The 12449-nt window shown below is 68.8% G+C and carries 12 protein-coding genes; 3 read left to right on the forward strand and 9 right to left on the reverse strand.

Going from position 1 to position 12449, the window contains the following annotated elements:
• Nucleotides 1-270 (forward strand): hypothetical protein (locus tag ACIQCZ_RS38325; protein WP_402290135.1); only part of this gene is annotated, 270 nt, incomplete at its 5' end.
• Between the two features lie 143 nt (nt 271-413).
• Here the strand turns inward: ACIQCZ_RS38325 and ACIQCZ_RS38330 are convergent.
• The 3 genes from ACIQCZ_RS38330 to thyX form a co-directional block, all read right to left on the reverse strand.
• Nucleotides 414-2099: a ribonuclease J gene (locus ACIQCZ_RS38330; RefSeq protein ID WP_402290138.1), complete on the reverse strand. Its 1686-nt coding sequence runs from the start codon at nt 2097-2099 to the stop codon at nt 414-416.
• Nucleotides 2100-2228: 129 nt separating this feature from the next.
• The gene (gene dapA / locus ACIQCZ_RS38335; protein ID WP_402290141.1) at nt 2229-3128 is read right to left on the reverse strand and encodes a 4-hydroxy-tetrahydrodipicolinate synthase; all 900 of its coding nucleotides are present in this window, start codon (nt 3126-3128) and stop codon (nt 2229-2231) included.
• Between the two features lie 152 nt (nt 3129-3280).
• The gene (gene thyX / locus ACIQCZ_RS38340) at nt 3281-4018 is read right to left on the reverse strand and encodes an FAD-dependent thymidylate synthase (RefSeq protein WP_376286622.1); all 738 of its coding nucleotides are present in this window, start codon (nt 4016-4018) and stop codon (nt 3281-3283) included.
• Between the two features lie 186 nt (nt 4019-4204).
• On the opposite strand from thyX, the gene ACIQCZ_RS38345 reads away from it, so the two are divergent.
• Both ACIQCZ_RS38345 and ACIQCZ_RS38350 read left to right on the forward strand, forming a co-directional pair.
• The gene (locus ACIQCZ_RS38345) at nt 4205-4444 is read left to right on the forward strand and encodes a hypothetical protein (protein WP_402290144.1); all 240 of its coding nucleotides are present in this window, start codon (nt 4205-4207) and stop codon (nt 4442-4444) included.
• A gap of 95 nt (nt 4445-4539) precedes the next feature.
• A complete protein-coding gene (locus ACIQCZ_RS38350; protein WP_402290147.1) occupies nt 4540-5091 on the forward strand; it encodes a hypothetical protein in 552 nt (183 codons plus the stop codon).
• Between the two features lie 131 nt (nt 5092-5222).
• Here ACIQCZ_RS38350 and ACIQCZ_RS38355 read toward each other — a convergent pair whose 3' ends face one another.
• From ACIQCZ_RS38355 to eccD, 6 genes are all read right to left on the reverse strand, one after another.
• The gene (locus ACIQCZ_RS38355; protein ID WP_376286630.1) at nt 5223-5681 is read right to left on the reverse strand and encodes a hypothetical protein; all 459 of its coding nucleotides are present in this window, start codon (nt 5679-5681) and stop codon (nt 5223-5225) included.
• A gap of 12 nt (nt 5682-5693) precedes the next feature.
• Nucleotides 5694-6446 carry a 4-hydroxy-tetrahydrodipicolinate reductase gene (gene dapB / locus ACIQCZ_RS38360; protein WP_402290150.1) on the reverse strand — a complete coding sequence of 251 codons (753 nt, stop codon included), beginning with the start codon at nt 6444-6446 and terminating at the stop codon, nt 5694-5696.
• A 22-nt stretch (nt 6447-6468) separates the two neighbouring features.
• Nucleotides 6469-7848, reverse strand: a complete 1380-nt coding sequence (locus tag ACIQCZ_RS38365) for a M16 family metallopeptidase (RefSeq protein ID WP_402290153.1) — start codon at nt 7846-7848, stop codon at nt 6469-6471.
• Nucleotides 7845-10058: a polyribonucleotide nucleotidyltransferase gene (locus tag ACIQCZ_RS38370; protein WP_376279676.1), complete on the reverse strand. Its 2214-nt coding sequence runs from the start codon at nt 10056-10058 to the stop codon at nt 7845-7847. Before ACIQCZ_RS38370 ends, ACIQCZ_RS38365 begins: the two co-directional genes overlap by 4 nt.
• Before the next feature lie 334 nt (nt 10059-10392).
• Nucleotides 10393-10683 (reverse strand): 30S ribosomal protein S15, encoded by a 291-nt coding sequence (gene rpsO / locus ACIQCZ_RS38375; protein ID WP_189546018.1) that lies wholly within the window; start codon nt 10681-10683, stop codon nt 10393-10395.
• Nucleotides 10684-10965: 282 nt separating this feature from the next.
• Entirely contained in the window at nt 10966-12447 is a 1482-nt protein-coding gene (gene eccD / locus ACIQCZ_RS38380; RefSeq protein ID WP_402290155.1) for a type VII secretion integral membrane protein EccD, read from the reverse strand.
• Nucleotides 12448-12449: the final 2 nt, after the last annotated feature.

A 12449-nucleotide genomic window follows, 5' to 3' on the forward strand; every position in this document is an offset into this window, starting at 1 on the left:
CTTCCTTTGTACTCACCCGCAGAACACTCTCTGGGGCTTTCCTCCGGGCTTTTCCCTTCGGTCTTGCGTTTCCGACTCTATCAGACTCTTTCGTGCCCGATTCCCGGTCGAAGCGGGGCCGCTTTCCAGTTCCACGCTTTCGCGTTTTCCTTTGCAGCGATTCCAACCTTACCAGATTCTTTTCTCACCGTTTCCGGTTCGAATTTGAATTCCGGTGGCCTTTGGAGTGGCCTTGCCTTTCGGCGGACCCGACTTTATCAGAACTTCTGAGTCGGAATTCCCGCCCTGTTCGGGGTGACCACTGCACACGAGTGTGCGTGGTGCTTCCCGGTCAGGCGGAGCCGTAAACGTACTGGAGCGGGGCGCCCCGATGCAAATCGGGGGCCCCGCTCCGGAGTTCGCGCCTGTCGGGGTCAGACCTCGACGACGACGGGAAGGATCATCGGTCGCCGACGGTAGGTGTCGGAGACCCACTTGCCCAGCGTGCGACGGACCAACTGCTGGAGCTGGTGGGGCTCCATCACGCCGTCCTGGGCGGACCTGTTGATCGCTTCCTCGATCTTCGGCACCACGGCACTGAACGCCGAGTCGTCGATGCCGGAGCCACGGGCATGGATGTCCGGGCCGCCCGTGATCTTGCCGGAGGAGCTGTCGACCACGATGAAGACGGAGACGATGCCCTCCTCACCGAGGATCCGACGGTCCTTGAGGGAGGTCTCGGTGACATCGCCGACCGAGAGGCCGTCGACGTATACGTAACCCGCCTGGACCTTGCCGACGATCTTGGCCTTGCCGTCGACGAGGTCGACGACGACGCCGTCCTCGGCGATGACGATGTGGTCCTTGGGTACGCCGGTGAGAGCACCCAGTTCGGCGTTGGCCCTCAGGTGGCGCCATTCGCCGTGGACCGGCATCAGGTTCTTCGGCCTGCAGATGTTGTAGAAGTACAGCAGCTCGCCGGCCGAGGCGTGGCCCGAGACATGGACCTTGGCGTTGCCCTTGTGGACGACGTTGGCCCCCCAGCGCGTCAGGCCATTGATCACGCGGTAGACCGCGTTCTCGTTGCCCGGGATCAGGGACGACGCCAGGATCACGGTGTCGCCCTGCACGATCCGGATCTGGTGGTCACGGTTGGCCATGCGGGAGAGTGCGGCCATCGGCTCGCCCTGGGATCCCGTACAGACGAGCACGACCTCGTCGTCCGGCAGGTCGTCGAGGGTCTTGACGTCGACCACCAGGCCCGCGGGGACCTTCAGATAGCCCAGATCACGTGCGATGCCCATGTTGCGGACCATGGAACGGCCGACGAAGGCGACCCGACGGCCGTATTCGTGGGCCGCGTCGAGGATCTGCTGGATGCGGTGCACGTGGCTGGCGAAGCTCGCCACGATGATGCGCTTCTGGGCGTTGGCGAAGACCGTGCGCAGGACGTTGGAGATGTCCCGCTCGGGCGGCACGAAGCCGGGGACCTCCGCGTTGGTCGAGTCGGAGAGGAGGAGGTCGATGCCTTCCTCGCTCAGCCGGGCGAACGCGTGCAGGTCGGTGAGCCGGCCGTCCAGCGGGAGCTGGTCCATCTTGAAGTCGCCGGTCGCGACGGCCATGCCCGCCGGCGTGCGGATGGCGACCGCGAGCGCGTCCGGGATCGAGTGGTTGACCGCGATGAACTCGCAGTCGAAGACGCCGATGCGCTCGCGCTGGCCCTCCGCGACTTCGAGGGTGTACGGGCGGATGCGGTGCTCCTGGAGCTTCGCCTCGATCAGCGCGAGGGTCAGCTTGGAGCCGATGAGGGGGATGTCCGGCTTCAGGCGCAGCAGATACGGGACGCCACCGATGTGGTCCTCGTGGCCGTGCGTGAGGACGATGCCCTCGATGTCGTCGAGACGGTCCCGGATCGTGGTGAAGTCCGGCAGGATCAGGTCGATCCCGGGCTGCTCCTCCTCGGGGAAGAGAACTCCGCAGTCGACGATGAGCAGGCGGCCGCCGTACTCGAATACCGTCATGTTGCGGCCGATTTCACCGAGGCCGCCGAGCGGGGTGACGCGGAGGCCGCCCTTCGGGAGCTTCGGCGGGGTGCCGAGTTCGGGGTGCGGATGACTCAAAAGACTCTCCTTACCACGCGCGCCACGTACCGCTTGGGCACGTGGCGCGCATGTCATTCGTGCACTTGCTGTTGTCTGTGATGTCGCTCTTGCGAGTGTTCTTCGCTTATTCAGTTGTGAAGTCTGTGGTTACAGCTCTACCCCACCGGCGGCGAGATCGATCTTGAGCTGCGCCGTTTCCTGCGGGGTGAGTTCCACCAGGGGAAGGCGCAGCGGGCCTGCGGGGAGGCCCTGGAGCGTCAGCGCGGCCTTGGTGGTGATCACTCCCTGGGTGCGGAACATGCCGGTGAAGACCGGCAGGAGCTTCTGGTGGATCTCCGTGGCCTTCTGGACGTCGCCGCCGAGGTACGCGTCGATGAGGGCGCGCAGGTCGGGGGTGACGACATGGCCGACGACGGAGACGAAGCCGACTGCGCCGACCGAGAGGAGCGGCAGGTTCAGCATGTCGTCGCCGGAATACCAGGCGAGGCCGGACCGGGTGATCGCCCAGCTGGCGCGGCCGAGGTCGCCCTTGGCGTCCTTGTTGGCGACGATGCGCGGGTGCTCGGCGAGCCTCACCAGCGTCTCCGTGTCGATCGGCACACCGCTGCGGCCGGGAATGTCGTAGAGCATCACCGGCAGACCGGTGGCGTCGGCGATGGCCGTGAAGTGGCGGAAGAGACCTTCCTGCGGCGGCTTGTTGTAGTACGGCGTCACGGCGAGGAGGCCGTGGGCACCGGAGCGTTCGGCCGTGCGGGCGAGCTCGATGCTGTGCCGGGTGTCGTTGGTGCCGATGCCGGCGACGATGTGGGCCCGGTCTCCCACCGCTTCCAGTACCGCCCGTACGAGCTGGTCTTTCTCCGCGTCGCTGGTGGTCGGGGACTCGCCGGTGGTGCCGTTGACGATCAGGCCGTCATTGCCTGCGTCCACCAGATGGGCGGCGAGCCGCTGGGCGCCGTCGAGGTCGAGTGCACCGTCCGCCGTGAAAGGCGTGACCATAGCGGTGAGGACCCGCCCGAAGGGGGTCTGCGGAGTGGAGATCGGAGCCATGGGTAACACGCTACTCGTTGCTCGGCGCCGAGTGCCCCCTCGGGGGGACACGCAAGAGGAGCCCGGCACTGCCTGCTCGGGGGTTCAAGCAGTGCCGGGTCCGTTTGATCAGCCTAGATGAACTTCACGAAACGCCGCAATACGGACACCGCTTACGGGGCCACGCGTCCGTTCTTGTTGAAGGCTGCATGGGTGAGCGGCATGAGCCGGGCCCAGTGCTCTTCCATCTGCTGGCCGACCATCTCGATCTCGCGCTGCGGGAAGGACGGCACCTTCGCCAGCTCGTGCTGGGTGCGCAGGCCGAGGAAGTGCATCAGCGAGCGGGCGTTGCATGTGGCGTACATCGAGGAGAACAGGCCCACGGGGAGCACCGCGCGGGCGACCTCGCGGGCCACTCCCGCAGCGAGCATCTCCTGGTACGCCTCGTACGCCTGGCGGTAGGAGTCCTCCATGATGCGGCCGGTGAGCTCCTGCTGCGCCTGGGTGCCCTCGACGAACTCGTACTTGCCGGGACGGCCCTGCTGGACGAGCTTGCGGGACTCCCCCGGAACGTAGAAGACGGGCTGCAGCTCCCTGTAGCGGCCCGATTCCTCGTTGTACGACCAGCCGACACGGTGACGCATGAACTCGCGGAACACGAAGATCGGGGCGCTGATGAAGAAGGTCATCGAGTTGTGCTCGAACGGGCTGCCGTGCCGGTCACGCATCAGGAAGTTGATGAGGCCCTTGGAGCGCTCAGGGTCCTTGGTGACCTCCTCCAGGGACTGCTCACCGGCCGTGGAGACACGGGCCGCGAACAGTACGTCGGAGTCGCCTGCAGCGTGTTTCACCAGGTCGACGGTGACATCGCTGCGGAAGCTGGGCTTTGCGGGCTCGGGGGTCTCGGTCACCGGCGGGGTCCTTCCAATTGCGTCGCTCGGGCGGCGCCCACTCTACGGGCCGCCACTGACAACGAGGGCAGGAAGGGCTGTCCAGGGATTTCTTCGACGAATTCGGTGATTCGGGGCACCGAACGGGCCTGTCGTGCGTCTGTCTCAGTAGCAGCATCCGCAACAGAGTTCAAGGAGAGTTACCTCATGTTCCGCCGGCGTGAATCCGTCCCGTTCTCGTTCGTAGCCGAGGCCGACCGATTCCGCAGTAACGTCACCCCGCCCCCGCGGGAGCGCAGCAGCGTCTCCCAGCTGGCCGGGCGTTCCCTCATCGGGCTGACGGTCGTCGCGGGCCTCGTGGGGTCGCTGATCCTCGGCCTGCCCGCCCTGAGCCCCGCCCAGGGCCCGTCGGACGTCCAGCAGACCCAGGCCTCGCACGGGAGCTGACCCGCGCGGCCCCCCTGGGGTGGTCCCGTCGGTGATCTCCTCGATAGCCTCACCGGGCACAGCAATCGAGCGTGCTTGTGAGTTAAGGATCAGTCGTGCCCCTGCCCTTTCTGACGGCCGACCGCGCGTTTGACGCGAGCGCCGAGGACATCGCGCTGCCGTTCGACGACCACGACGACTGGCGGCGCCCGTACCGCCCCGGGCCCTGGCGGGTCGCGGCCGCGGCCTTCCTGCTGCTGTTCGCCTCGTTCATCCTGTTCGCAGGGATGATCATCGCGTTCGCCGGGGCGGTACCGGGCGCCGCCGTCTGCCTGGGACTGGCCCTCGTGGTCATCGCCTGCGCCCTGCGGCTGCTGAGAGTCGGCGCCTGGGTGAGCCGGCACGGCGTGCGCCGGGTGGGCTTCGTCACGACCACGACCGTGCCGTGGGACCAGGTCGCGGCCGTGCGTACGGTGCAGCAGCCGGTGAAGTGGCTCGGATTTCCGCGCACGGTACAGGGCCAGGCGCTGATCGTCGTACGCCGGGGAGGCGAGGCGATTGCGCCGCTGCTCACCGACAACAACGCGGATTTCCTGACGCGGGGCGAGGCGTTCGACCGTGCTGCCGACACGGTCGAGGCGTGGGGGGACGAGTACCGGCGGGACTGAGGCGCGGGGCGACGGGGCCGCTCCGGCGACCGGTCCGTCCCAAGTCGCCGGACGTCCTCGACCGCCGACCGGCCGCCTGATCCGGGCCGATGCGTCCGGACCGGGCGGCCGGTCGGCCCCGTCCGCCCGGATCAGGGCGTGCTGGGCCGGGTGGCCTTCGTGTGCAGGGCGATGGCCCGCTGCATGGCCTTACGGGCCCGAGGGGTGTCCCTGGCGTCCTGGTAGGCGACGGCCAGGCGGAACCAGCAGCGCCAGTCGTCCGGAGCGTCCTCGGTCTCCTCACGGCGGCGTGCGAACACGGCGTCGGCCGAGGCGCGGTCGATGCGACCGGACGGGGTACGGACCAGTTCGTCGACCGGCAGACCGCCCTCCGCGTCGAGTTCCGCCGCCAGCGCGTTGGCCCGCGCCACGAACTGGGTGTTCTTCCAGAGGAACCAGACACCGATCACCGGCAGGATCAGCACCGCGACCCCGAAGGCGACCGTCAGCAGTGTGCCGTGCCGGATGAGCAGGACGCCACGGCTGCCGACCAGGGCGAAGTAGAAGACCAGGACGGCAGCGGTGACGAAGTAGGTGATCTTTGCGCGCATGGCGGGGCTCAGTCAGTTCAGGTCGAGGAAGTGTTCCAGGCCGAACGTGAGACCCGGAGTGGTCACCACACGGCGTACGCCGAGCAGGATGCCCGGCATGAAGCTGCTGTGGTGCAGGGAGTCGTGGCGGATGGTGAGGGTCTCGCCCTCGCCGCCGAGCAGCACCTCCTGGTGGGCGAGGAGGCCCCGCAGCCGGATCGAGTGGACGGGGACCCCGTCGACGTCCGCGCCGCGGGCACCGTCGAGGGCCGTTGCGGTGGCGTCCGGCTGCGGGGCGCAGCCGGCCTTCCGCCGGGCCTCGGCGATCAGCTGGGCGGTGCGGGTGGCGGTGCCCGAGGGGGCGTCGGCCTTGTTCGGGTGGTGCAGTTCGACGACCTCGACGGACTCGAAGTACCGGGCGGCCTGCTCCGCGAACTTCATCGTGAGGACGGCGCCGATGGAGAAGTTCGGCGCGATGAGCACACCGGTCTCCGGGGAGCCGTCGAGCCAGGTGTTCAGCTGCGCGAGCCGCTCTTCGGACCAGCCCGTCGTACCGACGACGGCGTGGATGCCGTGCTGGACGCAGAATTCGAGGTTGTCCATCACCGACGCGGGAGTGGTGAGTTCGACGACGACCTGGGCGCCGGAGTCCACGAGGGTCTCCAGCTTGTCGCCGCGGCCCAGGGCGGCCACCAGCTCCATGTCGTCGGCGGCCTCGACGGCTCGTACCGCCTCGGACCCGATGCGGCCCTTGGCGCCGAGAACGGCCACGCGCAGCTTGCTCATTGCTCTGCTTCCTTACGGGGAGTTAGGAGACCGCTTCGTCGAGGCGGTCGGCCTGCTTGTCCTTGAGCGGGCCGATGACGGAGAGCGAGGGGCGGTGTCCGAGGACTTCGCCCGCCACCGCGCGGACGTCATCGGGGGTGACCTGCGCCATCCGGGCGAGCATGTCGTCGACCGACATCTGGTCGCCCCAGCACAGCTCGCTCTTGCCGATACGGTTCATCAGCGCGCCGGTGTCCTCCAGGCCGAGGACCGTGGAGCCGGACAGCTGCCCGATGGCGCGGCCGATCTCCTCGTCGCTCAGCCCTTCGGACGCCACGCGGTCGAGCTCGTCACGGCAGATCTTGAGGACGTCGTGGACCTGGCTGGGCCGGCAGCCCGCGTACACGCCGAAGAGACCGCAGTCGGCGAAGCCCGAGGTGTACGAGTAGACGCTGTAGGCGAGGCCGCGCTTCTCCCGTACCTCCTGGAAGAGGCGCGAGCTCATGCCGCCGCCGAGGGCGGTGCTGAGCACGCCGAGCGCCCAGCGGCGGTCGTCGGTGCGGGCCAGGCCCGGCATGCCGAGGACGACGTGGGCCTGCTCGGTCCTGCGGTTCAACAGCTCGACGCGGCCCGCGGTGCGCAGGGTGCGGGAGCCCGCGCGCGGGGCGACCGGGACGGCGTCGGTGCGGGACAGTGCGCCCGCCCGCTCGAAGGCCTTGCGGACCTGGCGCACGACCGTGGCGTGGTCGATGTTGCCCGCGGCGGCGACGACCAAGTGCGTGGGGTCGTAGTGCTTCTTGTAGAAGCGGGCGATCCGGCCGCGGTCGAGCGCGTTGATGGTGTCGACGGTGCCGAGGACTGGGCGGCCGAGGGGGGTGTCACCGAGCAGCGTGTGCGCGAACAGGTCGTGCACGCAGTCGCCCGGGTCGTCCTCGGTCATGGCGATCTCTTCGAGGATGACGCCGCGCTCGGCGTCGACGTCCTCGGCGGTGATCAGCGAGCCGGTCAGCATGTCGCAGACGACGTCGATGGCCAGCGGCAGGTCGGTGTCGAGGACCCGCGCGTAGTAGCAGGTGTACTCCTTCGCCGTGAAGGCGTTCATCTCGCCGCCGACCGCGTCGATGGCGGCGGAGATGTCGAGGGCGCTGCGCTTGGCGGTGCCCTTGAAGAGGAGGTGTTCGAGGTAGTGCGTCGCACCGTTCAGGGTGGGGGTCTCGTCGCGTGATCCGACGTTGGCCCAGATCCCGAAGGTGGCGGAGCGGACGGAGGGCAGGGTCTCCGTGACGACCCGGAGACCGCCGGGGAGGACGGTGCGGCGGACCGTACCGATGCCGTTGCTGCCCTTGAGAAGCGTTTGGGTACGGGCGACGGCCCGCGCCTTCGAGGAGGCGCGGGCCGTCGTCGCGGAACTACGGGACGTCACTTGGCGGCGTCGTCCTTCTTCTCGTCCTCTTCACCCTCGATGACCGGGATCAGGGAGAGCTTGCCGCGGGAGTCGATCTCGGCGATCTCGACCTGGACCTTGGTGCCGACACCGACCACGTCCTCGACGTTCTCCACGCGCTTGCCACCGGCGAGCTTGCGGATCTGCGAGATGTGCAGCAGGCCGTCCTTGCCCGGCATGAGGGAGACGAACGCACCGAAGGTGGTGGTCTTGACGACCGTACCCAGGTAGCGCTCGCCGACCTCCGGCATGGTCGGGTTGGCGATCGAGTTGATCGTGGCGCGGGCGGCCTCGGCGGCCGGTCCGTCGGCGGCACCGATGTAGATGGTGCCGTCGTCCTCGATCGTGATGTCGGCGCCGGTGTCCTCCTGGATCTGGTTGATCATCTTGCCCTTGGGGCCGATGACCTCACCGATCTTGTCCACCGGGATCTTGACGGTGATGATCCGCGGGGCGTTCGGGGACATCTCGTCCGGGACGTCGATGGCCTCGTTCATCACGTCGAGGATGTGGAGGCGGGCGTCGCGGGCCTGCTTCAGCGCGGCTGCCAGGACCGAGGCGGGGATGCCGTCGAGCTTGGTGTCGAGCTGCAGCGCGGTCACGAACTGCTTCGTTCCGGCGACCTTGAAGTCCATGTCACCGAAGGCGTCCTCCGCACCGAGGATGTCGGTGAGGGCGACGTAGTGGGTCTTGCCGTCGATCTCCTGGGAGATCAGGCCCATGGCGATACCGGCGACGGCGGCCTTGAGGGGCACACCGGCGTTCAGCAGCGACATGGTGGAGGCGCAGACCGATCCCATGGACGTCGAGCCGTTGGAGCCCAGCGCCTCGGAGACCTGGCGGATCGCGTAGGGGAACTCCTCGCGCGTCGGCAGCACCGGCACGATGGCGCGCTCGGCGAGCGCGCCGTGGCCGATCTCGCGGCGCTTGGGCGAGCCCACGCGGCCGGTCTCACCGACGGAGTACGGCGGGAAGTTGTAGTTGTGCATGTAGCGCTTGCGGGTCACCGGGGAGAGGGTGTCCAGCTGCTGCTCCATGCGGAGCATGTTGAGGGTGGTGACGCCCAGGATCTGGGTCTCGCCACGCTCGAACAGCGCCGAGCCGTGCACGCGCGGGATGGCCTCGACCTCGGCGGCGAGCGTACGGATGTCCGTGACGCCACGGCCGTCGATGCGGACCTTGTCCTTGATGACGCGCTCGCGGACCAGCTTCTTGGTCAGCGCACGGTACGCGGCGGAGATCTCCTTCTCGCGGCCCTCGAAGGCCGGGAGGAGCTTCTCTGCGGCGATCTCCTTGACGCGGTCCAGCTCGGTCTCGCGGTCCTGCTTGCCGGCGATGGTCAGCGCCTGAGCAAGCTCGGACGTGACGGCGGCGGCGAGCGCCTCGAAGACGTCGTCCTGGTAGTCCAGGAAGACCGGGAAGTCGCCGGTGGGCTTGGCGGCCTTGGCGGCGAGGTCCGACTGGGCCTTGCAGAGGACCTTGATGAAGGGCTTCGCGGCTTCGAGACCGGCGGCGACGACCTCTTCGGTCGGGGCCTCGGCGCCGTCCTTGACCAGCTGGATGGTCTTCTCGGTGGCCTCGGCCTCGACCATCATGATCGCGACGTCGCCGTCCTCCAGGACGCGGCCGGCGACGACCATGTCGAAGACGGCGTCCTCGAGCTCGGTGTGCGTCGGGAAGGCGACCCACTGGCCCTTGATCAGGGCGACACGGGTGCCGCCGACCGGGCCGGAGAAGGGCAGGCCGGCCAGCTGCGTGGAGCAGGAGGCGGCGTTGATCGCGACCACGTCGTACAGGTGGTCGGGGTTGAGAGCCATGATCGTCTCGACGATCTGGATCTCGTTGCGCAGGCCCTTCTTGAAGGAGGGGCGCAGCGGGCGGTCGATCAGGCGGCAGGTGAGGATCGCGTCCTCGGAGGGCCGGCCCTCACGACGGAAGAAGGAGCCGGGGATCTTGCCCGCGGCGTACTGCCGCTCCTCGACGTCCACCGTGAGGGGGAAGAAGTCGAGCTGGTCCTTGGGCTTCTTGGAAGCGGTGGTGGCCGACAGCACCATGGTGTCGTCGTCCAGGTACGCGACGGCGGAGCCAGCGGCCTGCTTGGCCAGGCGGCCCGTCTCGAAGCGGATGGTGCGGGTGCCGAAGGTTCCGTTGTCGATAACGGCCTCGGCGTAGTGGGTCTCGTTCTCCACTAGCGTTTTCTCCGATACATATCGTCTTCTCGCCCCCACGCCCGTGTGGCGGGGGACGGTAGCGGAGAAGCCCTCCATCGGCGGGCCGGTCTTCGATCGAAGCACCCGGGTCGATGAGTCCGGGGGCCACTACCGAGGACCGGCGGCGGGGAGGTCTGCTTCTCGCTCGTCCGTGGGTCGTCCTGCGACCAGGTTACTGAGATTCGGCTCAGCTTGGCATTCCGGTGGTGCGGGCGGACGCGCCACACCCCGTACATGCGTACGTACACATTCCTGTACGTACAGCAAAGGGAGCGGCCCCCTCAGTGGTGGGAACCGCTCCCTTCACGGCGTACTACTTGGCGCCGCCGGCCGCACCGCGGCGGATGCCGAGGCGGTCGACCAGGGCACGGAAGCGCTGGATGTCCTTCTTGGCCAGGTACTGCAGGAGGCGGCGGCGCTGGCCGACCAGGATCAGCAGACCACGACGGGAGTGGTGGTCGTGCTTGTGCGTCTTGAGGTGCTCCGTCAGGTCCGAGATGCGACGGGAGAGCATCGCGACCTGGACCTCGGGGGAACCGGTGTCACCCTCCTTGGTGGCGAACTCGGCCATGATCTGCTTCTTCGTAGCGGCGTCGAGCGACACGCGGTACTCCTCTTTGATGTCCGATGCGTCCACGAGTGCCCCTGGTCTTGGTCTCAGGGGGTCTTCCGTTACTCGCGGGCGAGGGTCCGATGGGCGCAGCTTCCAGGATGTTCCGGAAGCGCGTACACAAACGGCCGTCACACAGCGTACCAGCCCCTGCGGGGCGGGCCGCGTGGGGGCCGGTCCGGTGGCCCGGGAACGGTCCGTGCCGCTCGGTCCTCGACGTCGAAGGCCCGATCTCGCCCGGTCGCCCCGGTTCCGCCCGGCTGGGCCCGGCCGGGCTCAGCCGGTCAGGGACCTGGCCCTGGCGAAGACGTCCAGTACCGCCAGGCAGAGCGGGACCAGGGAGAGCAGGACGGTGCTCTCGGCCAGGTCGAGAAGACGTCCCCAGAACGGCGAGAGGCCCTTGCGGGGAATGATCAGGCCGATCGCGGTGAGCAGCGCGGCCCCGGCGGCCACGGCCGTGGAGAGCCAGATCGTTCGGATGTCCAGGGAGCTGCGGTCCCCGTACCGGACCAGATCGAACAACAGGTCCGTCGGCGGATTGAGGGAGAGGCCGAGGACGAGCAGGGCGACCGCGCCGAGGCCCGCCACCAGCACGCAGGCGACCTGCGAGGTGTAGCGGAAGAGGCGGGCGCGCAGCAGCATCGCGAGTCCGGCGGCGAGCGCCAGGAACTGCCCCCAGACGTTGTCCGAGAAGCCGAGGACGGCCGCGCACCCCACGACGACCGCGGCGCAGCCCCCGACCAGGCCCAGCAGCATCTCGTGGCCGCGGCGGGCCTGGGCCGCGATGCGGTCGGCGTCGACGGGGGTGGTCTGTGCCCGGGGTTCCGCGTTCGGGTCGGCGAAGTTGTCGTCGTAGCCGCCGGGGGCGGTGTGCGGCGAGGCGTAGCCGATGGGCAGCCGGGCGAAACGGGCGGAGAGGCCGGGCAGGAAGGCGACGAGACCGAGGGCGACGGGAGCGCAGACCGCGGCCGTCTCGGTGGCGGACGCGTCGGTGAGGATCGCGACGAAGGTCGCCAGGGTGCCGACGGTGGCGAGGAAGGTCGCCGCGACGAACGGGGCGTCGCCGCTCGGGGTGAGGGCGACCAGCGTGACCGAGGCGACCAGGACCGCGACGCAGCCGAGGAGGAACTGGAGCCTGCCGGGCCCCTGGCCGTCGTCCGGGCCGATGATGCCGGAGCCGGCGATGAGTACGAGGGGCAGCGCGCCGAGGCCGAGTGCGACGGCGGTGGCCCGGTCGGCGTAGACCCGGGCACGCACCCCCGCGAACGCGGTCAGCAGGAGTCCGGCGGAACCGGCGATGATGCCGGGCAGGCTGTGCATGTCGTGGCGGACCGGGTCGGCGAACCAGAGCACGAAGCCCATCAGGACGAGCAGCAGTACACCGCCGACGAGGCCCGCGCCGCGCAGCAGTTCATCGCTCCACAGGTGGCGGTCGCGGGTGACGGCCGAGGCGACGGCGTCCGAGACGTCGTCGAAGACGGCGGGCGGCAACGACTGGGCGAAGGGGCGCAGGCTGAGGAGTTCGCCGTCGAGGACCTGCTGGGCGGCGAGGGTGCGCGCGCCGTCGAGGACCGTGCCGTCGCGGCGTACGAGGTGATATCCCGTGGGACTTCCGGCCTCCTGGGTCTGGCCGGTGAGACGGAGGATCTCCGGGTACACGTCGGCGACGGCGATGTCCTCCGGCAGGGCCACATCGATCCGGCTGTCGGGTGCCACGACAGTCACGCGGCAGAAGCCCGTCGCTGCGGTCGAACTCACGT

The sequence above is a fragment of the Streptomyces sp. NPDC093149 genome (assembly GCF_044754145.1).
In the GTDB taxonomy this organism is placed as follows: domain Bacteria; phylum Actinomycetota; class Actinomycetes; order Streptomycetales; family Streptomycetaceae; genus Streptomyces.